The following is a 24,656-nucleotide window of genomic DNA, read 5'->3' as shown; positions in this document are numbered from 1 at the left end:
AAGAAAGTGTAGGTTGTTTCTTATAATTATAACTACGCTTTTGTAGAGATGTTTAGTCTTTTAAAAATGTTAAAAAACACTTAAAGTTTAATTTTTATAAATACCTAAATGAAGTTCTCCTTTATCGTTCATGGTTGCTCGATACATTCCAGCAGTGTTAAATTCCATAACAACATTACCATATTTATCAACTGCTATAATACCACCATCACCACCTAAATTCGGTACTTTTTTCTGAATAACTTCTTTTGCAGCATCTTTTAAACTTAAGCCCTTATATTCCATTAGAGCCGAAATATCATGAGCAACCATAGCACGAATAAAAAACTCGCCCCAACCAGTACTGGAAACAGCACAAGTATTATTGTTAGCATAAGTTCCAGCTCCAATAATAGGAGCATCACCAACTCTACCCCAACGCTTATTGGTCATGCCGCCAGTAGAAGTTCCAGCCGCGAGATTACCATATTTGTCTAGTGCCGCACAACCTACAGTTCCAAATTTTGAGTCTTGAATAGTTGAGTCATAAAAAGCTGTTTTATCATCCAATTGTTTTTTGGCTTCATAGTCTTTAACACGTTGTAATGATTGAAAACGATTTTCCGTGTAAAAATAACTGGAGTCAACAATTTCCAATCCTTGTTCCATAGCAAAAGTTTCTGCGCCTGTACCAGACAACATAACGTGAGGAGATTTTTCCATGATTGCTCGCGCCAAATTTATAGGATTCCGTACAGTTTTTGTTCCTGCTGATGCTCCTGCATTCAAGGTTTTTCCATCCATTATGGATGCATCTAGTTCATTAGTTCCAGCATTGGTAAAAACAGATCCTTTTCCAGCATTAAAAAGCGGTGAATCTTCCATTACATTTATGGTTTTTTCAACGGCATCTAAGCTAGATCCACCGTGTCTTAAAATGTTATATCCAACTCGTATAGCTTCTTCTAATTTAGCTTTGTAAGCAGCTTCCTTTTCTGGAGACATATTTTTCCTTAAAATAGTACCAGCACCACCATGAATAACAATAGCAAATTCTGAAGTTTTTTGTATTTCTGTTGAATCTGGAGCGTTTTCTTTTTGGGAAATTGCTCTTAACTCTTCTTTGTTTTTGCAACTTGAAAATGTAATAATTACAGCAAATAGTAGGATGGCTTTTTTCATTTGTTTAGTGAGTTTTTGTATCAATAAAGTTACAGTTTTTAGTAAAAAAGGGCTTAATTAAAAACAACATTTTATTGTTATCTTTGCATCTCATTTTATAAATCGTTAAAAACAAACATATATGGAAGCACTTGCTACCGATTTTGGAATAGATCAAGCTCTACAACAATTAGGTTTAAAAGAAATTAATGACGGAACATCAACAGGTTCCAATAACTTTTCTAATGGTGAAATTATTGAAAGTTACTCACCAGTTGATGGAAAGTTAATAGGGAAAGTTAAATCAACAACCAGGGAAGATTATGAAAAGGTTATGGATGCTGCCACAAAAGCATTTTTATCCTGGAGAGACGTGCCAGCACCGCAACGTGGGGAGATTGTGCGTCAATTTGGCAACAAGTTACGGGAGCTAAAAGAACCATTAGGAAAGTTGGTTTCTTACGAAATGGGAAAATCTTTACAAGAAGGATATGGCGAAGTTCAGGAAATGATTGATATCTGTGATTTTGCTGTTGGTTTGTCTAGACAATTAAATGGTCAAACAATTCCATCTGAACGCCCAGGACATGTTATGAGAGAGCAATGGCACCCAATTGGTGTGGTTGGAATAATTTCAGCATTTAACTTTCCAGTTGCCGTATGGTCTTGGAATACAGCATTAGCTTGGATTTGTGGTGATGTTTGTGTATGGAAAGCTTCTGAAAAAGCGCCATTATGCTCTATTGCCTGTCAAAATATTATTGCAGACATCTTAAAAGAAAATAACTTACCAGAAGGTATTTCTTGTATCATTAATGGTGACTATAAAGTTGGAGAATTCTTAACAACCGATTCTAGAATTCCTCTAGTATCTGCAACAGGATCTACAAGAATGGGACGTATTGTTGGCAAAACTGTTGCAGAACGTTTTGGTAAATCGTTATTAGAGTTAGGAGGTAACAATGCTATTATTATTACACCATCAGCAGATTTAAAAGTGGTTGTTCCTGGTGCAGTTTTTGGAGCTGTAGGAACCTGTGGTCAACGATGTACTTCTACTCGAAGATTAATTATTCACGAATCTGTTTATGATAAAGTACGTGATGCCATTGTTGGTGCTTATGGGCAATTAACTATTGGAAATCCTTTAGATGAAAAAAACCATATAGGACCATTAATTGACCACGATGCTGTAAATACGTATTTAGCTGCTATTGAAAAAGCTAAAGTTGAAGGCGGAAATGTATTGGTTGAAGGAGGCGTTTTAGAAGGAGAAGGTTATGAATCTGGCTGCTATGTTAAACCTGCAATTATTGAAGCTGAAAATCATTTTGAGATTGTTCAACATGAAACATTTGCGCCAATATTATATTTGATGAAATATTCTGGCGATGTAGAGAATGCTATTGCTTTACAAAATGGTGTAGCCCAGGGCTTATCATCTGCAATTATGACAAACGAAATGAAAGAAGCTGAAAGATTCTTGTCTTATGCTGGTTCTGATTGTGGAATTGCCAACGTTAATATAGGAACATCAGGAGCTGAAATTGGAGGTGCTTTTGGCGGTGAAAAAGAAACTGGTGGCGGGCGTGAGTCTGGCTCAGATGCTTGGAAAGTTTATATGAGACGCCAAACAAACACAATCAACTATTCAGACGAGTTACCACTTGCACAAGGAATTAAATTTGATTTGTAAGCTTTACAACAAACATATTTTAAATATTCTTAATCGGTTAGCTTTTGTTAACCGATTTTTTTTGAACTATAAAAAACTGTTATGATTGTTCGGCATTTTTTAATACCTTAATAGTCACTAACTAAAAACCACTAACTAAAAACCACTAACTAATGAGCAAAAAAACACTATATCTTTTAGGTATTTTGTTTACAATTGTTGTTGGTACAATTCTGAATTATAAACTATGTAATGAAGATTGTTTCTTTTCCTCAAGTAACACTGAAAATTCTGAAATAGCGGATGAGCCAATAGACAATTCTACCAAAACACCATTTGTTTTACAAGACAATTCTGGAAGTTTAAATGTTAACATTAATGAAAGCTTAAACTTTAAAGCCTCAAGTTTTGAAATTTTAGAACCGCTTTCTAATGATGTAAATGACGGGATTATTAAAATTAAAAATTATATGCTTGAAGATTCTCTTAAAGCATTACATATTACCGGACTTTACACAGGAAAGGAGTTTAACAATTCTGCATTTCCAAATTTAGGTTTAGCACGAGCTAGTGCTATAAAAAACTATTTTGTTTCTACAGGCATTCCTGCAAAACGAATAGACGTTTACAGTGAGATTGATAATAGTTTAATTCCAGATAATACGGGTGTTTATTATGGTCCATTAAAATTGTCAATGTCTGATATTGATGATGAACACTTGGCAAAACAAGAAGCCATACTAGCGTTAGGAGAAGACATTAAAAACAACCCTATTGTTTTGTATTTTGACACGGCTTCATCATCTGTAGAATTAACTCCAGAGCAACGTATTAAATTTATTAATATTTCAAAGTATGTTGACAAAGCAGATAATGCTCAAATCCACATTATAGGGCATACAGATAATACGGGAGATGCTGCGAGTAACGAAAAACTAGGACAAAAACGTGCCGATTTTATCAAGCGTTATTTTATGGGGAATGCTATTTTAGAAAGCCATATTATAACGTCTTCTAAAGGACAATCCGAGCCAATTGCTGATAATTCCACAGAGGAAGGACGATTGCAGAACAGACGGGTTGTCATTACAATTACTAACTAACTTAAAAAATTTATTATTTATGAACTGGTGTATATTAATTCCTTTATTAGTTGGCTTTATTTGCGCGATATTAGGATACTTATTGGGCAAGTATTTAGGAAAAGAAGAAAATGAAAAAATTGATGTAGATGTTTGGAAAAACAAAGTTGCTAAATTAGAATCTGATTTAAAAGCTTGTAAAGAACGACACGACTTAATTCCCTTTAATGCTTCTGAAGCTAAAGCTATTTTTGGCAGAAAAATAAGAGAAAATGATTTAACAGTCATTGAAGGTATTGGTCCTAAAATTGAAGAGCTCTTCAATAACCAAGGTGTAAAAACATGGAAAGAACTATCTGAAATGAGTGTACAAAAATGCCAACAAGTGCTAGACGATGGTGGAGAACGATTTAAGATTCACAATCCAGGTACTTGGCCAGAGCAAGCAAAAATGGCTTACGAAGGTAATTGGAAAGAGTTGCTGGAATGGCAAGACGAACTTAAAGGAGGCAAATAAAATAGTAATTAAACTAATTTGATAAAAAAATCGTTTTGGAAACAAAACGATTTTTTTAATTCATTGGGCTTCATTCAAGTCAAAATACAATCACATTCTTAAAATGGAATTGTTTTTGATGATTAAAAATTAAACCTTTATTAAAAAGTGTTGTCAAAATATTATGGACTCCAAAGAATTAAAACATCTTTATTGGCGATCTGGATTTGGAATAAATCTGCAGGAACTGAATGCACTTTCCAATTTCAGTAAAAAGCAGATTGTAGATAGATTAATTTTGGAATCGAAACAATTTATTCCATTACTTATAGATGTTAATTCGCTAAAAAACTTGTCATTTCAAGAGATTAACAAGAGTGAAGTTTTTAAACGGGATTTTTTAAAAAAGAGTCGTGAAAAGCTAAAGGTTTTTAATTTAGAGTGGATTTATAGAATGACAAATTCAACAGCAATGTTAAGAGAGCGTATGACATTGTTTTGGGCTAATCATTTTGTGGTAGAGGATAACAACATACTACATTTTCAAAAATATAACAATACGCTTCGAGCACATGCTTTAGGAGACTTTAGAGTGCTTGTAAAGGCAATCTCTAAAGAAGCTTCAATGATTAAGTATTTAGATTTGAAGCAAAACAAAAAAGATTCACCCAACGAGAATTTTTCAAGAGAGCTCATGGAATTGTTCACGTTAGGAGTGGGTAATTATGCAAATTATGATATAAAAGAAGCCTCAAAGGCATTTACTGGATACAGTTTTGAATTTAACGGTAAGTTTAAGTACGATGAGCGTAACCATGATAATGGCTTCAAGCACCTTTTTGGAAGATCAGGACGTTATGATGGTGATGATGTCATAGATATTATTTTAGATCAAAAAGCGTGTGCACAATTTATATGTAAAAAAATCTATGCTTATTTCGTTAACAAAAACATAGTTCAAGAACATATTGACAGCATGGTTTCTGTTTTCTATCCGGATTATAATATAGAAGACTTGATGCGTTTTGTTTTTATGGCAGATTGGTTTTATAATGAAGAAAATATAGGGACTAAAATAAAATCACCAACTGAACTATTAATAGGAATCCAAAAAGTCATCCCTATTACTTATGATAATCCTAATGAATTGATTAAAATTCAAGGCTTGCTTGGGCAAGCTCTATTGAATCCACCAAATGTTTCGGGTTGGGAAGGTGGAAAATCCTGGATTACAAGTAACACTGTTTTATTTCGATTAAAAACAGCATCACTTTTATTAAACAATGGACTTATTTCGGTTAAAGAGAGTGGCGATTTTTACGATAGATACTCTGAAGCATATACTAAACGCATTAAACGGCAATTTTTTAAAGTATCAGTAAATTGGGATGATTTTGATGAAAGTTATAAAAACATGTCGTTTGAAGGTATCAAAAACCAACTTATTTTAACCAACTTAAATCTAGAAACAGAACAGGTATTAGATAATTTAAGTCATGCTTCTAAACGAGATAGTTGCATACAAATCATGTCGTTACCGGAATACCAAATGTGTTAGTATGAAAAGGAGAAGTTTCATAAAAAATACATCGTTAGCCAGCGGATTATTGTTCGTTCCTAGTTTTATACAAGCTTTTGAAAACACCTTGTCATCAAAGTTTGGTTATAAAAGATTAGTAATCGTTCAGTTAAGCGGAGGTAACGATGGGCTAAATACTGTAATACCGTTTAGAGACGATATCTATTTTAAATCTAGGCCTAGTTTAGGTTTGAACCCTGAAGCAGATTTGTGCCTAACAGATGATTTAAGGTTTCATTCTAGTTTAATGCCATTAAAGGAATTGTATGATAACGGATACCTTACCATTATTAACAATGTAGGTTATCCAAACCCAAACCGCTCTCATTTTAGGGCAATGGATATATGGCAAACAGCTAGTGGGTCAGATTCCTATTATCAAAACGGATGGTTAGGGAGATATTTAGATGCAGAAGGAGAGCACCCTTATAACGCTATTGAAATTAATGACAATCTCTCATTAGCATTAAAAGGCAAGCAATTAAGCGGCATAGCTGTTAAAAATCCAGAAATGTTGTATAGGTTGTCTCAAGATCCTTTTTTAAAACGAATATCAAAAAATTTTAATGATGCCCATCTTAATGAACACAACCTAGGGTATTTATATAAGACCATGATTACGGCAGAATCATCTGCAAAATATATACATGAAACAAATAAAATTCGGTCATCAAAAATTGCTTATCCTAACACTGATTTTGGAAATCAATTAAAACTAATCGCTTCGTTTATTAATTCCCGTTTAAAAACAAAAGTCTATTATGCTTCGTTAGATGGTTTTGATACCCATGTTAACCAACTCAAGGTGCACAAACGCTTATTAAGTAAATATGCAGAATCAATATCAATGTTTGTTAAAGATCTTCAGACTCAAGGCACATTTGATGATACGCTAATTCTGACGTTTTCAGAATTTGGACGACGTGTTAAACAAAATTCTGGTAGGGGTACAGACCATGGTTCAGCCAATAATTTATTTGTTATCGGAAAACATTTGAAAAAACCAGGTGTTTATAACCAATTGGCGAGCTTGAGTAATTTAGATGATAATGGTGACATTAAGTATGAAATAGATTTTAGAACTATTTATGCTACTGTGCTTAACAAATGGTTGGATGCAGATACCACTAAAATCCTGAAAGGAAGTTATAAACCGTTAGACTTTTTATAAAATAAAAAAGCCTTGAAAACAATAGGTAACTACTGTTATGATCAAGGCTGATTTGGTTTTTGATTAATAGCAATACAAAAATACAGAATTAGAAGTTTCAAGTTTTAATTAATTTATAATTGGTTATATATTTCGTATGGATGGTATCTTTTAATGTATAATCAACAAGTTAATTATACCTTACCTTTCTTAAAATTCTCATAGCTTCTTTATATAATTGATATACAACGGAATTATGTCCTTTTAATAGTGGTTTTGCTTCTTCTAATTTAGCCATAGCATCAGAAAAATCATTCAAGTAACAAATAAGATAGGTAGCTGGAAGGTTTTTTAAATCGGCTTCTTCATTAGGATTAAGTTGCAATCCCTTTTTTAATTTCCGAAGCAGGGTGTTATTGGCATTAAAGATATGATGCAATACTTTTTTATCGTACTGTGGCGGTTCAAAAATAAGGTTTGTTTCAATATTGTAGCTTACATTTTCAGCAAAGTGAATGGTTGTTTCTTCCAACGGATAATATTTAAATGCATTTTGTAACCCCAGATTTACAAACTCGATGATTTTAAAGGAATCTTTCGTGATATCTATTGAAACTTCGTCCAAGGCAGAGTAAAAAAGCTTCACTTGCTCATTAATAAGTCCAATGTCAACTCTAGAATAAAACGTTTTGTTTTTAACCACTTTTTTCTTTCCTGCCCAACACACCACAAAATATTCTTTAAACACTTTGTATTGAGGTTCGTAATCTTGACGTTTGTTCAAAAAATCGAAAACACCATCAAGAGTATGTTCAATATTATTTTGGGCATGGGCTTCAATGGCCTCAACTATTTTCGAGTTTACATCCTTTATCTCAATATCAAAAACTTTGGGCATACTCATACTGCCATCTCTAAAAAATACTGAACCACCATAATATTTCCAGATGTTTTTGCGTAATGAGGTTATCTCGTTATTTGGACGAATAGTTACTAGTCCCACAACTTTATCATCTGGTAAATGCGGAAATGAAATGTTTTCGTATTGAACAATAGGCGGATTGGTTAAATAGGCATTGATGAGATTTTGAATTTTGCTATCGTCAAAGAAATCGACACCAACAATATTATTGTCTTCGTCTTCAACACCAATTACGATATAGGAATTGTTTTTAGGATTGCTGTTTGAAAGTGCACAAATATGTTTTAAAAATTTGGCCTTACCTTCTTTAAAACTAATGTCAATTTTACGCTTTTTATCATAAAAACTGTTCTCATCATTGTGAGCGAGTAAGTTTTTGATAAGTAAGCGTTTATTAATCATACTAATTTCCTGTGAGGCAGGAATCTATTTTGTTAAAGCCGTTCCAATTCTCTTTCAATATTTTCCCGTGCTTGATTTTCATATTTTATACTGAATTCTTCTGAAAAATACAGTGCTTCTCTATTTAAGAATTGTTGCAATACTTTTTTTCTCCCAGGGTTATACATAAAATTAGGATATATTTTGTATTCTTTTCTGATGTTTTCAACATACTTTTTATAGACGTCCCAATCTGTTCCCAAAATCGATAAATCTAAATCAAGCATGTAAGCATTATCATTGTTTTCGTATAAAATAAGCTCATGCTTTTTAGTTGAAATTATTAAATCATTAACGCATTCTATCCTTTTTTCATCAAAACTGAACTTCCTCAAACTGTTTTTGGCTGAAAGTGCACTTTTTTCTTCATTGTCTTTTCTTGTGGGTCTGTAAACAATATCATGATACCAAATTGAAAATTGCAACATTTCAAAATCCTCAATCAAATTTTTAATTTTTTCTGATTGAATCAGCATATTGTAAATATGTTTAAGATTATGATAATGCCTAACGGATTCAGAGTAATTTTTTTCTATATCAAACCAAAGAGCTCCCACCAAGTGATCATCTTTAGTGTATTTTGATGCAAGGTTAGACCACTCTTTTTGAAGCCAATTTATCATAATTTCTTTTTCACAATTGTACTACTGGCTTGGGCAGTACAAAACATTAAAACATCGGCAATGTTTACGTGACTTGGTCTGGAAATTGCGAAATAAATGACTTCAGCCACATCTTCAGGCTGTAGGGCTTTGTAGCCTTTATAAACAGTTTCGGCCTTTGCATCACCTTTAAAACGCACTTTTGAAAACTCAGTCTCTACCAATCCTGGATTAATGGCTGATACTTTTATGTTATACGGATTTAAATCCATTCGCATACCTTCGGTTATAGCCAAAACTGCATGTTTACTCGCGCAGTACACATTGCCTTTAGGATAGACTTCTTTTCCTGCAGACGAACCTATATTGATAATGTGACCCGATTGCCGTTTAATCATTTCAGGCATAATGGCCTTGCTTACGTATAGCAAACCTTTTACGTTTATATCCATCATGGCATCCCAATCTTCAATATCTCCATCGTGAATAGGATCAAGTCCGTGTGCATTTCCTGCGTTATTGATTAATATGTCAATGGTTTTAAATGCTTCAGGTAAGCGATTTATAGCCTCTATAGTTTTTTCCTTATCTCTAACATCGAAGTTTAAGGTGTGGACGTCAACCTTTTTGCTCAATGCATTCTTAATGGTGTTGAGTCGTTCCTGCCTTCTACCACATAAAACAAGGTTAATGCCATGCTTGGCGAATTCATGTGCAGTTGCTCGGCCAATACCACTTGTGGCTCCTGTTATTAAGGCTGTTTTTTTTGTCATAATATTTAGTTTAAGGCACTTTATGGCCTTGTGATGCAACTAACAATTTAAACCAATCCTCTAATTCTAAATCAATCTCTACAGCTTGAACTGCAAGAGATAGGCGTTTACTATTTGTAGTGCCGACAACAGGTTGAATGTTTGAAGGATGTTTTAAAACCCAAGCCAATAGCAGTTGGTCTTTAGTAGCATTGTATTTTTTAGTTAATGTGCTTAAGAGGTCATCTATTCGTTTGGTTTGCTCGTCTTCAACTTTAAAAACAGCACCTAAAGGTGACCAAGCCATAGGCGTAATACCATGGGTCATCATATAATCCAAAATACCATCGTGCATAGCTTGATGTGCAGTTAATGAAAATTGAATTTGATTCACATCTATTTTTTGAAATTTTGCTATTAATTCCATTTGACTTGTAGTGAAATTTGAAACTCCAAATTCACGAATTTTCCCAGAGGATTTTAAAGTTGAAATGGCTTCAGCAATTTCTTCAGGATTCATTAAGGGGCTTGGTCTATGTAATAGTAACAGATCTAAATAGTCGGTTTGTAGTTTTTTAAGTGATTCTTCAACTGCCCAAATGATGTAATCTTTACTATAATCGTAATGTTTAACGGTATTATTTCTATTTTCACTTAAATATTGAATACCGCATTTAGAAATAAGCTTAATAGTTTCTCTTTTTATTCCAGAATCCTTAAAAGCGTTGCCAAAATCGGTTTCCGTGGTGTAGCTGCCATAAATATCAGCATGGTCGAAAGTTGTAATTTGGTTTTCTAAACAATGATGCATAAGTAATATCATATCTTTTTTAGAGAGTTGTTTGCCCCAACTTCCCCATGTCATTGTTCCAGCAATTATTTTTGAATATGTCATAAATAGTTTTAAGATTTCTGTATAAAAATACTTATTCGCTCTTTAAAAATAGAGTCAGTTAACAATTATTTATTGCAAGATTTTCTGTCATTACGTACTTATATTCCATTTAAAAATGGTTCTAAAATACATTTAACATTTTTTTATCATTCTAAATGATACTTCTAAACCACTTGTTTTTCAATTGTTTAAAAGGAATGCATAGAAAACAAACAATGGATACCACTATGATTTTACGGAATAAAGCATCTATTATGCATAGTCGCCACGTATATTTTCATGAACCAAAATCTATAATATTTATGAATACATTAAAACAGCTTAAATTAGTGTTACTAACAATTTTAACTATTACGTTTTTTAGTTGTAGTGATGACGATAGTAACAACACACCCTCTCAAGGAACTTCGACTATTTCAGTAAAATTAATGGATAGACCTGGAGACTACGAACATGTTTATGTGGATGTTGTAGATGTTAGAGTAAAAGTAAATGACGCTAGTGATGATGACAATTGGGTAAGTCTGGAAGCCATAAACACAGGTGTTTATGATTTATTGGAGTTAACAGGCGGTATTAATGTGTTGTTGGTTGATGATTATGTTATTCCATCAGGAACCTTAAATCAAATTCGTTTAGTTTTAGGCGATGACAACTCTGTTGTGATAGATGGTGAAACATATCCATTAAATACACCAAGTGCTCAACAGTCTGGTCTAAAAATTCAAGTTAATGAAGCATTGGCACCTAATATAGCCTACACGTTTTTATTAGATTTTGATGTTGATGAATCTATTGTAGAGGCAGGATCATCAGGTAATTATAATTTAAAACCTGTAATTAGAGCAAGTGTTGAAGTACAAACGGGAGCTTTAAGTGGCAGCATAACGCCAATTGACGTTCAAACAGAAGTTACGGCTACAAATGGTGTTGATACTGTTTCGGCCTATGCAGATGCTGAAGGTAATTTTGTTTTAGCTGGTTTGTCAGCAGGCTTATATACTGTAACCGTTACACCAGATCCAGATTCTGGATTGCCAATTCAAGTTATTGAAGATGTTGAAATCATGGTTGGATCCACAACCGAATTAGGCATAATTTCCCTAGAATAGGAATAAAAATATTTAAAAACACTTAAGAGCAGCACTGATAAGTGCTGCTTTTATTTTTTAACCAATTGTTAACAGCAATCAAGCAAAAATTTTAACAATTTAGCCGTGCTAAAATAAATCCTATTTCAAATAGAATTTTTAAACACACAAATGATGGAAGAAACGAGTGCTATTGATATTAAAGCAATTAACGAAAAGATTGAAAAAGAGAGTGCTTTTGTTGATTTACTAACGCTAGAAATGAACAAAGTAATCGTGGGTCAAAAACATATGGTCGAACGCTTGCTTATTGGTTTGTTGGGTCAAGGACATATTTTACTGGAAGGTGTTCCTGGTTTAGCAAAAACACTGGCTATTAATACGTTAGCCCAGGCGGTAGACGGATCGTTCAGTAGAATACAGTTTACGCCAGACTTGTTGCCAGCCGATGTTGTGGGAACATTGATTTACAATATTAAAGAAAACGATTTCACAATAAAAAAAGGACCAATATTTGCCAATTTTGTTTTAGCTGATGAGATAAACCGTGCTCCAGCAAAAGTACAATCGGCATTATTAGAGGCCATGCAGGAGAAGCAAGTTACTATTGGTGATGAAACTTTTGTTTTGGACAAACCGTTTTTAGTTATGGCAACCCAAAACCCAGTTGAGCAAGAAGGAACTTATCCACTCCCAGAAGCACAAGTGGACCGTTTTATGTTAAAAACAGTTATTGATTATCCTAAACAGGATGAAGAGCAACTGATTATGAGAGCCAACATGAAAGGCGCTTGGGATAAAGTTAACCCAGTGGTATCTGTTACTCAAATCTTAAACGCTCAAAAAGCGGTAAGAGAAGTTTACATGGACGAAAAAATTGAAAAATACATTCTAGATATAATCTTTGCTACACGTTATCCAGAAAAATATAAATTGGCAGATTTAAAGCCTTTAATTTCGTTTGGGGCTTCACCACGTGGTAGTATTAATTTAGCAACTTCGGCCAAATGTTATGCGTTTATTAAGCGTCGGGGATATGTTATTCCCGAAGACGTTCGAGCTGTAGTACATGATGTATTACGCCATAGAATTGGCATTACCTACGAAGCCGAAGCAGAAAATGTCACTTCAGAAGACATCATCAATAAAATTGTAAACGAGATTGAAGTACCATAATAGTTCACAGTATTCAGTCATTGTACACAGCTAAATGTGTAAGTGCTACTAAATAACACCATCTGAAAACTGAAACTGCAAACTGTTAACTGTAAAATGGATACTAAAGAATTACTAAAGAAAGTTCGAAAAATAGAGATTAAGACACGTCGGTTGTCTGATCATATTTTTGGCGGCGAATATCATTCGACCTTCAAAGGACGTGGTATGACATTTAGTGAAGTGCGTCAGTATCAATACGGTGATGATGTTAGAAATATTGATTGGAACGTTACCGCAAGAACCAACGAACCGCATATCAAGGTTTTTGAAGAAGAACGAGAATTGACCATGATGCTTATGGTTGACGTTTCTGGTTCTGAATTTTTTGGGACAGCTTCCCAGTTTAAAAACGAAGTGGTTACTGAAATTGCAGCAACTTTAGCATTTTCAGCAACGCAAAACAATGATAAAATAGGACTCATTTTATTTTCAGATGAGATAGAACTTTATATTCCACCAAAAAAAGGGCGTTCGCATGTACTTCGAATTATTCGTGAACTAATTGAGTTTCATCCTAAAAGCAAGAAAACCAATGTTGCAGAAGCTTTAAAGTTTCTATCAAATGTTATGAAGAAAAAAGCTATTGTCTTTGTGCTTTCAGATTTCATAGCTGATGATTATCAACACACTTTAAAAATTGCGTCTGGTCGCCATGATGTTACAGGAATTCGCGTGTATGATAAACATGAAGAAAGCATCCCAAATTTAGGGATGGTTCAAATGCAGGATGAAGAAACCGGTGAATATATGCTGGTTAATACTGCTTCTAAAAAAATACGGATGAATTATGGTAAATACTATAGTGAAAAGGTAGATTATTATAAAGATAGTTTTTCAAAATCGGGAGCAGGAACTATTAATTGCCGAGTAGATGAAAGCTATGTTAAAAAATTACTGGGCTATTTTAAAAGAAGAGGATAAAAGCGAATTATGAATTACGAATTGATACATACAAATTTAAAAATGAAACAATTAAGAAGTTTTGTTTGGACTCTTTGCTGTATTCTATTTTCTGTGTTCTCTTACGCCCAAGTCAAATCATCAATCGATACTACAAACATAAAAATAGGTGAACAAATAACCTATAAGATTGAAGTGGATACAGATTCCACAAACTTGGTAGTTTTTCCTGAAGGACAAACCTTTATGCCTTTGGAGGTTATTGATTCATATGATGTTGATACCACAAAACAAGATGCTAAATTTAATCTGATAAAAAAATATGGTCTAACACAGTTTGATTCTGGCGCTTACACCATTCCCAGACAGAAAGTAGTCATTGGAGACAGAACCTTTTTTACAGATTCTTTAAAAGTGATAGTAAATCCTGTAGTTGTTGATACCACAAAGCAAGGACTTTACGATATAAAACCAATAATTGAAGTTGAAAAAGGTAAAAGTAACTGGTTGCGCAATCTTTTAATTGTTCTATTGGCCATAGGTTTAATAGCATCGTTGTTTTATTGGTTTATTTGGCGTAAAAAACCATTGACAGAAGAAGAAAAAATAGCTTTATTGCCACCTTATGATAGAGCGAAACTAGCTCTTGAAAAACTAGATAAGAGCAACTATTTAGAGCAAGATGAATTTAAAGCTTATTATTCTGAATTAACTTTGGCAATCAGAAAATATTTAGACGAAAAGGTTTACGATCATGCTTTGGAAAGCACAACTGACGAACTGATATCTAGATTAAAATTGTTGAAAGACGGTAATCAAATAGATTTAAGTCAGGACACAATAAAAAACCTGGAGAGCATTTTTAAACGTGCCGATTTGGTAAAGTTTGCCAAATCAGCTCCAGATAAAGAATTGGCAAAACTAGACAGAAAAACAGTAGCGGTTGAAATAGACCACGTTAAAGAGGTATTGCCAGAGCCAACTGAAGAAGAAAAGCTTTTAGACCAGCAGTATAAAGAAGCTCAAGAACGCAAAAAGAAACGTAAAAAAATAATCATTACAGCCGTTGTTGTAATTGGAATTATGGCAGCTACATTTGCTGGTTTTGGAATAAAATACGGGTTCAAATACGTCACAGATACGCTATTACGAAATGATAATTTAGAACTCTTGGAAGGCGAATGGGTACAAAGTGCCTATGGCTTTCCACCAATTACTATTTCAACACCTGTAGTTTTAAAACGAATAGAAACAGACAGTCTTAACATTGTTGACGCACCAGTTACTTTTACGGAATTTAGATATGGTGATGTATTGGATGATTTAAGCATTAGTTTAACAACGGCGAGTTTAAAGAACCACGAAGCTAACGAAACCATTGATTTAGTAGAAGTTTCAGAAAAAGCCATTTCACAATTGGAGGATAAGGGCGTTGAAAACATTTTGGTTAAAACGGACAAATTTATAACACCAAATAGTGCTGAAGGACTAAAAACCCACGGTTCAGCGAGTTTCCCTTATCCTAATTCAGATAAGTTTGTTGATGGCGAATACATTATGCTGCATTTCACATCTCAAAATGTTATACAACAGATTATGATTACGTATCATAAAGAAGATGAATATGCCCAAGAAATTGTAAATAAAATTTTGAATTCTGTCGAACTTAAACCCGCTGCCGAATGATGTTTGAAGGAATTGAATTTTTAAATAAAGAGCTCTTTTGGTTGTTATTGCTATTGCCACTAGCGATAATTTGGTATGTTTTTAAATTTCAAAAACAAACTGCCGAATTAAAAATATCAAGCTTAAAAGGTTTTAAGGCAACACCATCTATACTGCCAAAATTCAGACATTTTTTGTTCTTATTACGTCTACTGGCTTTGGCAGCTTTAATTACGGCTATAGCTAGACCTAGAACGGTTGATGTAAGCACCAAGACCAAAACAACACGTGGTATAGATATTGTTATGGCAATTGATGTATCTGCCAGTATGTTGGCAAGAGATTTAAAACCAAATAGACTGGAGGCTCTTAAAGAGGTTGCAGCCGAATTTATAAAAGGCCGTCCAAACGATAGAATTGGCTTGGTTGAATATGCAGGAGAAAGTTATACTAAAACACCTATTACAAGTGATAAGGCTATTGTGTTGCGCTCTTTGGATGACATTCAATACAATACTATTATTGAAGGTGGTACTGCAATTGGTATGGGGCTAGCTACTTCAGTCAATCGTTTAAAGGACAGTAAAGCTATAAGTAAGGTAATTATTTTACTTACAGATGGTGTGAACAACACCGGATTTATTGACCCGAAAATTGCTAGTGAGTTAGCCGTTGAATATGGCATAAAAGTCTACACTATTGGTTTAGGAACCAATGGTATGGCACTATCACCCATAGGTATTAAATCTAATAGGCAATTTCAATATGGTCGGGTTCAAGTTGAGATTGATGAGGAATTGCTCAAGGAAATAGCCGATGCAACTGGTGGAAAATATTTTAGGGCAACAAACAACCAAAAGCTCGCCGAAATTTATGAGGAAATCAATAAGCTAGAGAAAACAGAAATCGAGGAATTTAAATACTACAATTACGAAGAAAAATATAGGCCGTTAGTCATTTTAGCTGGATTGCTATTATGTCTGGAATTATTAATGCGTGTAACTATTTTTAGGAGTTTTATTTAAGCATGTATCAATTAGAAGAAAAAATATGGTTTTGGATTTTAGCAGCGATACCTGTAATATGGCTGATATATATCGTTTTGCATCTTTGGAAAAAAAGCGCACAACGAAAATTTGCAGATAAAGACCTTTTAAAGCGCTTAAGCCCAAACCAATCGGTATTTAAAACAGTACTAAAATTGGCGATTGTAAGTTTGGCAATTGCTGCATTGGCTATTGCATTGGTAAATCCCAAAATAGGCACAAAATTAGAAACTGTAAAACGTGAAGGTGTTGACATTGTTTTTGCTGTTGATGTTTCAAAAAGCATGTTGGCCGAAGACATTGCGCCAAACCGATTGGAGAAGTCAAAACAGTTGGTAACCCAAATCATTAATAATTTGGCAAGCGATAGAATTGGAATAATTGCTTATGCTGGGAAAGCATTTCCACAATTACCAATTACAACAGATTACGCCTCTGCCAAAATGTTCTTACAGAGCATGAACACCGATATGCTTTCCTCACAAGGAACCGCTATAAATGAAGCTATAGAATTGGCAAAAACCTACTATGATGATGAGGAGCAAACCAATAGGGTGTTAATAATCATTTCAGACGGTGAAGACCATAGCGAAGTGTCGGCGAGTATTGCAGAAGAAGCTAGTGAAGAAGGCATTCGCATATTTACCATTGGTGTAGGAGATGAAAAAGGCGGGCCAATTCCTATTAAGCGTAATGGTATAATTCTAAATTACAAGAAAGATCAAAATGGTGAGACGGTTATAACCAAGCTTAATGAAAAAACCCTTATGGATATTGCCGAGGAAGCCAACGGTGTTTATATTAACGGGCGTAATACCAATGAAGTTGTAGAGTCTATTAGAGACATTTTAAATAACATGGATAAAAAGGAATTTGAAGCTAAACAATTTGCCGATTTTAAAGATCAATTTCAGTGGTTTGTGGGCTTGGCTATTTTTTTGCTATTCATAGATGTTTTCCTTTTAGAACGAAAAACAGCATGGTTAAAAAAACTTAACCTATTTAATGAGAACCTTTAAGAAGATTAATTTTATAAAATTATTAACGCATTCAAAACCAGTAGTTTTATAATTTAGTTGTTTGTATGAAGCACATAGTATTGTACATAGTGACCTTTTGCACGCTTAATGCCTTTTCCCAAGACAATGGGAAAGAGCAATTAAAGGCTGTTGAGCAAGCTAAAGAGTTAGTTTACGAAGGCAATCAATTAGCCTCTAATGATGATTATATTAGTGCTGAAATGGAATACCGTAAGGCTATTTCAAAAGAACCCAATATGGCTGTTGGAAATTATAATTTAGCCAACTCCTATTACGAAAAAGGCAATTTTGACGAAGCCTTTTACCGATTACAGCAAGCTGCTAAAGCAGCAAATACCAAAGAAGAAAAACATAAAGCTTATCACAACATAGGCAATGTGTTAATGCAAAATAAAAAGTGCAAAGAAGCTGTCGAAGCGTTTAAAAATGCGTTGAGAAACAATCCTTCTGATGAAGAGACCCGATATAATTTTGCATTAGCAAAGCAATGTGCTGAAGAACAACAAGATCAACAAGATCAGGAAGACGAAAACAAAGATCAGAACGATAAGAGCGACGAGAATAAGGATCAAGACGAGAAAGAAGAAGATCAAAAAGAAAACGAAGACGAAAACAAGGAAGACCAAAAAGATAAGGGAGATCAAGATAAGAAAGAAGGCGAAGACGAAAAAGATGATAAAGGCGATCCAAAAGACGAGAAAGATAAAGACGGAAACCAGGAAAGTAAAGAGCAAGACCAAAAAAAGCCTCAACCTAAACCAGGGCAATTGTCGCCTCAACAAATAAAGAACTTATTGGAGGCCATGAATAACCAAGAAGAGAAAGTTCAAGAAAAGATAAATGCAGAAAAAACAAAAGGAGCTAAAGTAAGATCTGAAAAAGATTGGTAAAACACCATTTTAGATTGTATTGAAGTTTATTTTGATTTAAGGAATTATGAAACCATTAAAACACTTCCAGGTACTTTTGTTTATGCTTGCCACAACGTTGGTAAGTGCACAAGTAACATTTGAAGCCAAGGTTAGCAAAAAAAAATTGGGTATAAACGAACGTCTTCGTGTTGATTTTGAAATGAACAAGGATGGCGATAATTTTAATCCACCAGATTTTGCAAATTTTATGGTGGTTGGTGGGCCTAACCAAGCTGTTAGTAATTCATGGATAAACGGAAAACGGTCGTATTCTAAAACCTATAGCTATTTTTTGGCACCAAAACGCCAAGGTACCTTTACCATAAAGCAGGCTACAATAGAGATTGATGGTGAAATTTATAAAACAACACCTGTTCAAGTTACGGTAACATCGGCTGTAGAAAAACCAAAAGATGGTAACAATGCTGAATATATTGCTTCTGAAAACATTCATTTAGTAGCTGAAGTCTCAAAATCCAATCCGTATTTAAATGAAGCTATTACAGTAGTTTATAAATTATATGTGTCCCCAAATACAGGTGTTAGTAATTGGCGTGAGATAGATAATCCAAAATACAGTGATTTTTGGAGTCAGAATATAGATATTAAAGGGCTTAAAGTTCTTAACGGAACTTATAAGGGAGAAGATTACCGTTATGTAGTCTTAAGAAAAACGGTACTATATCCACAAAAAACAGGAAAATTGGAGATAGAACCTTTAAGTCTTGATATAACAGTTGATGTGCCTACCAATAGGCGCGATATTTTTGGAGCACGATTATTGAATCAGGTTCATAAAACGGTATCAGCCGGTAAAAGGACAATTAATGTAAAGCCACTACCTGAAAGAGGCAAGCCAATAGATTTCACAGGGGCAGTTGGCGATTTTAATTTTAAGGTTACTACTTCAAAATATGAACTTAACGCTTCAGAATCGCTACAAGCAAAAGTTGAGGTCTCTGGAACTGGAAACTTAAAACTCTTTGAGCTCCCCAAATTGAATTTACCAAGTTCTTTAGAGGTTTATGAACCCGAACATTCCGAAAATGTCCATACAAATTTAGACGGAATGAAAGGTTCAATTTCGGACAGTTATACGGTTGTGCCTCAATACAAAGGAAAGTATCCTATTCCTAGTATTTCTTTTTCGTATTTCGATTTAAAAACAGAATCGTACAAAACCATTAATTCCAACGAAATTGTAATTGATGTCCTAGAGGGTCCAACAAGTAACAGTGCTCAAGATATTACATCAGTAAACGGGAACAAACAACGCGTTGTGCTAAATGATAATCAATTTGCCTTTGTTAAAACAAATACAGCTTTTACGTCTATAAAACCAAAGCACTTTTTTAAATCAACCGCTTTTTGGTCGGCTATGATATTACCATTTTTGGCCATTCCATTGGTAATAGTCTTTAAAAAGCAAAAAGAGAAAAGGCAAGCTGATGTCTTTGGGAATAAAATTAGAAAAGCTGATAAGTTAGCCAAAAAGTATTTGAGTGAGGCCAAAAAAGAACTGGGAAATAAAGAGGCCTTTTACATTGCTTTAGAGAAAGCCTTACATAACTATTTGAAAGCTAAACTCCATATTGAGACTAGTGAGTTTGCAAAAGACAAGATTACTAATTTATTAAATGAAAAAGGCGTTGACAATAACACAATAAAAGATTTTATTGGTATTCTAGAAAGTTGTGAACTAGCAAGATACACGCCAATTACCCAGGTTGAAATGCAGAAAGATTATGATTTAGCAGCTAAAACAATTGCAGTTATTGATAAGGAGGTTAAGTAAGGATTATGAAACAGTATTTATACATAACAGTATTTTTGTTCAGTATTTTAGGTTTTTCTCAAAATATGGCCTTATTTGAACAAGGAAATACTTTCTATAATGAAGGAAAGTATCAAGACGCCATTAAAAAGTATGAAGCCATACTGGAGACTGATGAGCATTCAGCCGAATTATATTTTAATTTAGGTAATGCCCACTATAAATTAAACCATATTGCGCCAAGTGTATACTATTATGAAAAGGCACTACAATTAAAACCTAATGATTCTGAAATAAAAAACAACTTGAATTTTGCAAAAAACATGACTTTAGATGCTATTGATGTTATTCCTGAAGTGGGCATGTCTAAAGTTTTAAACAATGTATCTGGTGTTTTAAGTTTTGATGTTTGGGCAATTATAGCTATTTGTTTTGTAGTGTTAAGCGTTGTATTATTCATTAATTACATAATGTCTGAAGGAACTAAAACCAAACGGTTTTCATTTACTTTTGGGTTTGCCTGTTTGTTTTTAATGTTGGGTTCATTGGTATCGGCCTTTCATAAATACAATTTAGATAAAGCGGATAATCCTGCCATAGTTTTTACTCAAGAATCAAAAGTAAAGAGCGAACCTAACTTACGGAGCGAAGAAGCTTTCAGGCTCCACGAGGGAACCAAAGTACAAGTATTGGACACGGTTGAAAACTGGAAAAAAATTAAACTAACTGACGGAAAGATGGGATGGATCCCGTCTAATGATATTAAGTTGTTAAATAGATTTTAATGGTAATTTAACAGTATTCCCAAGCTGAAATAGTATATTTGTATTTCAAGTTTACTATATGAGTAAGAAAACTATTGCAATTTTATTCTCTATTTTGTTTTTGGCGTTTATTACAGCGCCAACAATAATTATTGCAGTAGATGATTCAGTAGATGTATCCATTTTCTATAGTGTTACCGAAGAAGAAAACGAAAATTTAAAATTGGCATTTACCGACAATAATTTTGAATCAGAGAATATATCTATTGCTGTTGTTCAAGAAAATTCAGGATATTTTTTTAAAAATTACCAAAAACCTCATCTTAATTTAATTTCTCCACCTCCCGAATTAAGCACTTTATAATTTCGTTTTTAAGAAGGGTTTAACCCAATCTATTTTTTTAATTGTGTCAGTCTATCAAACAATAGGGTGACTAAAAATCTTTATTATAAAATGTTTAAGTATATTAAAAGTGACTTGCCAGCGAGTATAGTCGTGTTTTTTGTTGCCCTACCATTGTGTTTAGGTATTGCTCTAGCTAGTGGAGCGCCATTGTTTTCAGGACTTATAGCCGGTATTGTTGGAGGTATTGTTGTTGGAGGATTAAGTGGGTCCAAAATTGGAGTAAGTGGGCCAGCTGCAGGTTTAGCAGCTATTGTATTAACAGCAATTGGCACTTTAGGTGGCTACCAAAACTTTTTAGTTGCAGTTGTTCTAGGAGGTGTTATTCAAATAATTTTTGGCGTATTAAAAGCAGGGATTATAGGCTACTATTTCCCTTCTTCGGTTATTAAAGGTATGCTAACAGGAATAGGAATAATAATTATTCTTAAACAGATACCCCATTTTTTTGGTTATGATTCTGACCCAGAAGGGGATTTTGCATTTTTCCAGGTTGATGGAGAAACTACTTTTTCTGAAATAATAAACGCCATAAACCATATTACACCAGGCTCTGCATTAATAGGAATAATTGGACTTGGAATATTATTACTTTGGGACAAGGTGCTTTCTAAAAAGGGTAAGTTTTTTCAACTAGTTCAAGGCCCTTTGGTTGCTGTTATTGTAGGTATTATTTTCTTTGTGTTAACACAATCAAATGATATATTAAGAATTGAATCATCACATTTAGTTAGTGTGCCAGTTCCAGAAGACATGGATTCTTTTTTAGGTCAGTTTAGTTTTCCTAATTTTTCTATTATTACCAATCCAGAAGTTTGGATTGTAGCTTTTACAATTGCTTTGGTAGCTAGTTTAGAAACTTTACTTTGTGTAGAAGCAACGGACAAGCTTGACCCTCACAAAAATGTCACACCAACAAACAGGGAATTATTAGCTCAAGGTACCGGAAATGTTATTTCAGGACTTATTGGCGGATTACCTATTACTCAAGTGATTGTGAGAAGTTCTGCAAATATTCAGTCTGGTGGTCGTACTAAAGCATCGGCTATTATTCACGGATTCTTTTTGCTTATTTCAATAATTCTAATACCTAGATTGCTAAACATGATTCCTTTGTCGGTACTAGCGGCAGTTTTATTTATAGTTGGATTTAAATTAGCTAAACCCTCATTATTTAGGCAAATGTATAATTTAGGATGGAAGCAGTTTATACCTTTCACTGTAACAGTAGTCGGTATAGTTTTCACCGATTTATTAGTTGGAATAGGTCTTGGATTAGCTGTAGGGATTGTTGTAATTTTAATTAAAAGCTATCAAAACTCACACTTTTTGCATATTGAGGATAAAAGTAATGGAAAGCACAAAATTAAAATGACGCTTGCAGAAGAAGTTACTTTTTTCAACAAAGGAGCTATTTTAAAAGAGTTAGATAGTTTACCTATGGATACCTATTTAGAATTAGATGTTAGAAAGACCAGGTACTTGGATAATGACATTATTGAAATTCTAGACGATTTTGCTTTTAAAGCTAAAGAACGAAACATTGATATTCAATTAGTGTCTGAACGAGGTGTTGTTGAAAACCCTGAAAGTTTTATCGAATTTTTTAAGTTAAGACCTAAAAGTGCTTAAATCTATTGACAATGAAAAACCAGAAATATAAAATTTTGGTGTTGTCAGATTTAAAAGACACTACCAATAATGTACTGAAAAACACAGCAAATCTATCTAAAGTGATAGACGGAGAAATTAATTTTTTTCATGTAAAAAAACCAACCGATGTTGTTGAAAGAGAAAGTCAATTATCGACTTTTAGAACAATTAGCGAAAAGCATACTATAACCAAAAAAAGAATAGAGGAATTTGTTAGTCATACAAAGGGGAATTATGGTGTAACCATCAATTATAGCTATACTTTTGGTAATGTAAAAAATGAAATTGAAGATTACATTAATAAGCACAACCCAGACATCATTGTTTTGGGAAAAAGAAAATCAAATCCTTTCAGACTAGGAGATAATGTAACAGATTTTGTGTTAAACACATTTAAGGGAATTATTTTGATTTCAGGGAATGAAAGCACAATAGAGTTTAATGACCAATTATCCCTAGGCTTTCTTGATGGTAAGAATCCTTTTTTAAATATTGACTTTGTCAATGAGCTCTTCGAGCGCACAAAAAAACCGCTAAAATCTTTTAAGGTTGTCAGTAAAGGTGATAACTTGCTAGAAAATAATACGACAACAGAATTTAAAACTGTTGAATATGTTTTTGAACGTAGTGGTAATACAGTTCAGAATTTGACAAATTATCTGTCAAAAAGCAAGGTCGATTTACTTTTGATAGATGGCAACTTCAAAGAAAACAATAATGAAGGCTTAAATCAACCAGATATTAAAAGTGTAATTAATCAGTTAGATATTTCACTATTAATATCGAATCAAAAAAACTTTTCAAAAACCATTTAATAATAATATTATGAAAGCACATACTAAAGAAACACAAGCGACAATGACTCCTGAAAAATCATTGCAATTTTTAAAGGAAGGAAACTTAAGATTTCAAAATAATTTAAAAGCAAACAGAAATTTATTGGAGCAAGTTAACGATACTAGTGATGGTCAATTTCCTTTTGCAACTATTTTAAGTTGTATAGACTCGCGAGTGTCAGCCGAGCTGGTTTTTGACCAAGGTTTAGGCGATATTTTTAGTGTAAGAATAGCTGGTAACTTTGTGAATGAGGATATTTTAGGTAGTATGGAGTTTGCCTGCAAATTAGCTGGTACAAAACTAATAGTAGTATTGGGACACACGAGTTGTGGCGCTGTAAAAGGCGCTTGTGATGATGCTAAACTAGGAAACTTAACAGGCATGTTGGGTAAAATTAAACCAGCTGTAAATGCTGTTTCAGAACCTCAAGATCCAAGTTTAAGAAACTCTAAAAATGCAGAGTTTGTTGATAATGTTTCCGCCAAAAATGTACAATTAACAATAGATAGAATCGTGAAAGAAAGTGAAGTTTTGGCAGATATGCAGAATAAAGGCGAGATTATGATTATTGGTGCCATGTATGATATTAATACTGGTGAAGTTACTTTTTATGAATAGAA

General features: G+C 33.6%; 23 protein-coding genes. 18 read left to right on the top strand and 5 right to left on the bottom strand.

Going from position 1 to position 24,656, the window contains the following annotated elements; all coding sequences use genetic code 11:
* Positions 1–87: 87 nt before the first annotated feature.
* Positions 88–1,161, bottom strand: a complete 1,074-nt coding sequence (locus tag MTX13_RS05920; RefSeq protein WP_250433473.1) for an isoaspartyl peptidase/L-asparaginase family protein — start codon at positions 1,159–1,161, stop codon at positions 88–90.
* A 121-nt stretch (positions 1,162–1,282) separates the two neighbouring features.
* Here MTX13_RS05920 and amaB point away from each other — a divergent pair, with 121 nt between their 5' ends.
* From amaB to MTX13_RS05895, 5 genes are all read left to right on the top strand, one after another.
* Entirely contained in the window at positions 1,283–2,836 is a 1,554-nt protein-coding gene (gene amaB / locus MTX13_RS05915; RefSeq protein ID WP_250433472.1) for an L-piperidine-6-carboxylate dehydrogenase, read from the top strand.
* A gap of 152 nt (positions 2,837–2,988) precedes the next feature.
* Positions 2,989–3,918 (top strand): OmpA family protein, encoded by a 930-nt coding sequence (locus MTX13_RS05910; protein WP_250433471.1) that lies wholly within the window; start codon positions 2,989–2,991, stop codon positions 3,916–3,918.
* Between the two features lie 19 nt (positions 3,919–3,937).
* Positions 3,938–4,414 carry a hypothetical protein gene (locus tag MTX13_RS05905; RefSeq protein ID WP_250433470.1) on the top strand — a complete coding sequence of 159 codons (477 nt, stop codon included), beginning with the start codon at positions 3,938–3,940 and terminating at the stop codon, positions 4,412–4,414.
* Positions 4,415–4,577: 163 nt separating this feature from the next.
* Positions 4,578–5,951, top strand: coding sequence for a DUF1800 domain-containing protein (locus tag MTX13_RS05900; protein WP_250433469.1), 1,374 nt, complete (start codon positions 4,578–4,580; stop codon positions 5,949–5,951).
* A 1-nt stretch (position 5,952) separates the two neighbouring features.
* A complete protein-coding gene (locus MTX13_RS05895) occupies positions 5,953–7,143 on the top strand; it encodes a DUF1501 domain-containing protein (RefSeq protein WP_250433468.1) in 1,191 nt (396 codons plus the stop codon).
* Between the two features lie 169 nt (positions 7,144–7,312).
* Here MTX13_RS05895 and MTX13_RS05890 read toward each other — a convergent pair whose 3' ends face one another.
* From MTX13_RS05890 to MTX13_RS05875, 4 genes are read right to left on the bottom strand one after another with little or no spacing between them, the layout of a single operon-like run.
* Complete coding sequence (locus MTX13_RS05890) at positions 7,313–8,446, bottom strand: ATP-binding protein (protein ID WP_250433466.1); 1,134 nt, start codon at positions 8,444–8,446, stop codon at positions 7,313–7,315.
* 32 nt (positions 8,447–8,478) lie between these two features.
* Positions 8,479–9,108, bottom strand: a complete 630-nt coding sequence (locus MTX13_RS05885) for an HD domain-containing protein (RefSeq protein ID WP_250433465.1) — start codon at positions 9,106–9,108, stop codon at positions 8,479–8,481.
* Positions 9,105–9,860 carry an SDR family NAD(P)-dependent oxidoreductase gene (locus MTX13_RS05880; RefSeq protein WP_250433463.1) on the bottom strand — a complete coding sequence of 252 codons (756 nt, stop codon included), beginning with the start codon at positions 9,858–9,860 and terminating at the stop codon, positions 9,105–9,107. The genes MTX13_RS05885 and MTX13_RS05880 overlap by 4 nt, the downstream gene beginning before the upstream one ends.
* A gap of 10 nt (positions 9,861–9,870) precedes the next feature.
* Positions 9,871–10,734, bottom strand: a complete 864-nt coding sequence (locus MTX13_RS05875) for an aldo/keto reductase (RefSeq protein ID WP_250433461.1) — start codon at positions 10,732–10,734, stop codon at positions 9,871–9,873.
* A 302-nt stretch (positions 10,735–11,036) separates the two neighbouring features.
* On the opposite strand from MTX13_RS05875, the gene MTX13_RS05870 reads away from it, so the two are divergent.
* The 13 genes from MTX13_RS05870 to MTX13_RS05810 all read left to right on the top strand — a co-directional run bounded on the left by MTX13_RS05870 (position 11,037) and on the right by MTX13_RS05810 (position 24,654).
* Positions 11,037–11,846 carry a DUF4382 domain-containing protein gene (locus MTX13_RS05870; protein WP_250433460.1) on the top strand — a complete coding sequence of 270 codons (810 nt, stop codon included), beginning with the start codon at positions 11,037–11,039 and terminating at the stop codon, positions 11,844–11,846.
* A 153-nt stretch (positions 11,847–11,999) separates the two neighbouring features.
* A complete protein-coding gene (locus MTX13_RS05865; protein WP_250433871.1) occupies positions 12,000–13,001 on the top strand; it encodes an AAA family ATPase in 1,002 nt (333 codons plus the stop codon).
* A 96-nt stretch (positions 13,002–13,097) separates the two neighbouring features.
* Complete coding sequence (locus MTX13_RS05860; RefSeq protein WP_250433458.1) at positions 13,098–13,964, top strand: DUF58 domain-containing protein; 867 nt, start codon at positions 13,098–13,100, stop codon at positions 13,962–13,964.
* A 42-nt stretch (positions 13,965–14,006) separates the two neighbouring features.
* Positions 14,007–15,629 (top strand): hypothetical protein, encoded by a 1,623-nt coding sequence (locus MTX13_RS05855; protein ID WP_250433457.1) that lies wholly within the window; start codon positions 14,007–14,009, stop codon positions 15,627–15,629.
* Entirely contained in the window at positions 15,629–16,633 is a 1,005-nt protein-coding gene (locus tag MTX13_RS05850; RefSeq protein WP_250433870.1) for a vWA domain-containing protein, read from the top strand. Before MTX13_RS05855 ends, MTX13_RS05850 begins: the two co-directional genes overlap by 1 nt.
* A 2-nt stretch (positions 16,634–16,635) precedes the next feature.
* Entirely contained in the window at positions 16,636–17,673 is a 1,038-nt protein-coding gene (locus MTX13_RS05845) for a VWA domain-containing protein (protein WP_250433456.1), read from the top strand.
* Positions 17,674–17,738: 65 nt separating this feature from the next.
* Positions 17,739–18,584, top strand: coding sequence for a tetratricopeptide repeat protein (locus MTX13_RS05840; protein ID WP_250433455.1), 846 nt, complete (start codon positions 17,739–17,741; stop codon positions 18,582–18,584).
* A gap of 46 nt (positions 18,585–18,630) precedes the next feature.
* Positions 18,631–20,400, top strand: coding sequence for a BatD family protein (locus tag MTX13_RS05835; protein WP_250433454.1), 1,770 nt, complete (start codon positions 18,631–18,633; stop codon positions 20,398–20,400).
* 5 nt (positions 20,401–20,405) lie between these two features.
* A complete protein-coding gene (locus MTX13_RS05830) occupies positions 20,406–21,164 on the top strand; it encodes a tetratricopeptide repeat protein (RefSeq protein WP_250433453.1) in 759 nt (252 codons plus the stop codon).
* A 58-nt stretch (positions 21,165–21,222) separates the two neighbouring features.
* Positions 21,223–21,507 (top strand): hypothetical protein, encoded by a 285-nt coding sequence (locus tag MTX13_RS05825; protein ID WP_250433452.1) that lies wholly within the window; start codon positions 21,223–21,225, stop codon positions 21,505–21,507.
* A 90-nt stretch (positions 21,508–21,597) separates the two neighbouring features.
* Positions 21,598–23,178: a SulP family inorganic anion transporter gene (locus tag MTX13_RS05820; protein ID WP_250433451.1), complete on the top strand. Its 1,581-nt coding sequence runs from the start codon at positions 21,598–21,600 to the stop codon at positions 23,176–23,178.
* An 11-nt stretch (positions 23,179–23,189) separates the two neighbouring features.
* Complete coding sequence (locus tag MTX13_RS05815; RefSeq protein WP_250433450.1) at positions 23,190–24,014, top strand: universal stress protein; 825 nt, start codon at positions 23,190–23,192, stop codon at positions 24,012–24,014.
* 10 nt (positions 24,015–24,024) lie between these two features.
* Positions 24,025–24,654, top strand: coding sequence for a carbonic anhydrase family protein (locus tag MTX13_RS05810; RefSeq protein WP_250433448.1), 630 nt, complete (start codon positions 24,025–24,027; stop codon positions 24,652–24,654).
* The last annotated feature ends 2 nt before the right edge of the window (positions 24,655–24,656 follow it).

Source organism: Hanstruepera flava, assembly GCF_023634025.1.
In the GTDB taxonomy this organism is placed as follows: domain Bacteria; phylum Bacteroidota; class Bacteroidia; order Flavobacteriales; family Flavobacteriaceae; genus Hanstruepera; species Hanstruepera flava.
Note: the sequence above shows the minus strand (reverse complement) of the source record. Positions and strands in the feature narration are given on the sequence as shown.

Excerpts from the sequence above, each read along its gene's own strand:
- MTX13_RS05910 (WP_250433471.1), top strand. The coding sequence starts at position 2,989 with ATGAGCAAAAAAACACTATATCTTTTAGGTATTTTGTTTACAATTGTT.
- MTX13_RS05880 (WP_250433463.1), bottom strand. The coding sequence starts at position 9,860 with ATGACAAAAAAAACAGCCTTAATAACAGGAGCCACAAGTGGTATTGGC.
- MTX13_RS05825 (WP_250433452.1), top strand. The coding sequence starts at position 21,223 with ATGAGTAAGAAAACTATTGCAATTTTATTCTCTATTTTGTTTTTGGCG.
- MTX13_RS05920 (WP_250433473.1), bottom strand. The coding sequence starts at position 1,161 with ATGAAAAAAGCCATCCTACTATTTGCTGTAATTATTACATTTTCAAGT.
- MTX13_RS05875 (WP_250433461.1), bottom strand. The coding sequence starts at position 10,734 with ATGACATATTCAAAAATAATTGCTGGAACAATGACATGGGGAAGTTGG.
- MTX13_RS05845 (WP_250433456.1), top strand. The coding sequence starts at position 16,636 with ATGTATCAATTAGAAGAAAAAATATGGTTTTGGATTTTAGCAGCGATA.
- MTX13_RS05895 (WP_250433468.1), top strand. The coding sequence starts at position 5,953 with ATGAAAAGGAGAAGTTTCATAAAAAATACATCGTTAGCCAGCGGATTA.
- MTX13_RS05810 (WP_250433448.1), top strand. The coding sequence starts at position 24,025 with ATGAAAGCACATACTAAAGAAACACAAGCGACAATGACTCCTGAAAAA.
- MTX13_RS05850 (WP_250433870.1), top strand. The coding sequence starts at position 15,629 with ATGTTTGAAGGAATTGAATTTTTAAATAAAGAGCTCTTTTGGTTGTTA.
- amaB (WP_250433472.1), top strand. The coding sequence starts at position 1,283 with ATGGAAGCACTTGCTACCGATTTTGGAATAGATCAAGCTCTACAACAA.
- MTX13_RS05835 (WP_250433454.1), top strand. The coding sequence starts at position 18,631 with ATGAAACCATTAAAACACTTCCAGGTACTTTTGTTTATGCTTGCCACA.
- MTX13_RS05820 (WP_250433451.1), top strand. The coding sequence starts at position 21,598 with ATGTTTAAGTATATTAAAAGTGACTTGCCAGCGAGTATAGTCGTGTTT.
- MTX13_RS05855 (WP_250433457.1), top strand. The coding sequence starts at position 14,007 with ATGAAACAATTAAGAAGTTTTGTTTGGACTCTTTGCTGTATTCTATTT.
- MTX13_RS05890 (WP_250433466.1), bottom strand. The coding sequence starts at position 8,446 with ATGATTAATAAACGCTTACTTATCAAAAACTTACTCGCTCACAATGAT.
- MTX13_RS05905 (WP_250433470.1), top strand. The coding sequence starts at position 3,938 with ATGAACTGGTGTATATTAATTCCTTTATTAGTTGGCTTTATTTGCGCG.
- MTX13_RS05840 (WP_250433455.1), top strand. The coding sequence starts at position 17,739 with ATGAAGCACATAGTATTGTACATAGTGACCTTTTGCACGCTTAATGCC.
- MTX13_RS05900 (WP_250433469.1), top strand. The coding sequence starts at position 4,578 with ATGGACTCCAAAGAATTAAAACATCTTTATTGGCGATCTGGATTTGGA.
- MTX13_RS05865 (WP_250433871.1), top strand. The coding sequence starts at position 12,000 with ATGGAAGAAACGAGTGCTATTGATATTAAAGCAATTAACGAAAAGATT.
- MTX13_RS05815 (WP_250433450.1), top strand. The coding sequence starts at position 23,190 with ATGAAAAACCAGAAATATAAAATTTTGGTGTTGTCAGATTTAAAAGAC.
- MTX13_RS05860 (WP_250433458.1), top strand. The coding sequence starts at position 13,098 with ATGGATACTAAAGAATTACTAAAGAAAGTTCGAAAAATAGAGATTAAG.
- MTX13_RS05830 (WP_250433453.1), top strand. The coding sequence starts at position 20,406 with ATGAAACAGTATTTATACATAACAGTATTTTTGTTCAGTATTTTAGGT.
- MTX13_RS05885 (WP_250433465.1), bottom strand. The coding sequence starts at position 9,108 with ATGATAAATTGGCTTCAAAAAGAGTGGTCTAACCTTGCATCAAAATAC.
- MTX13_RS05870 (WP_250433460.1), top strand. The coding sequence starts at position 11,037 with ATGAATACATTAAAACAGCTTAAATTAGTGTTACTAACAATTTTAACT.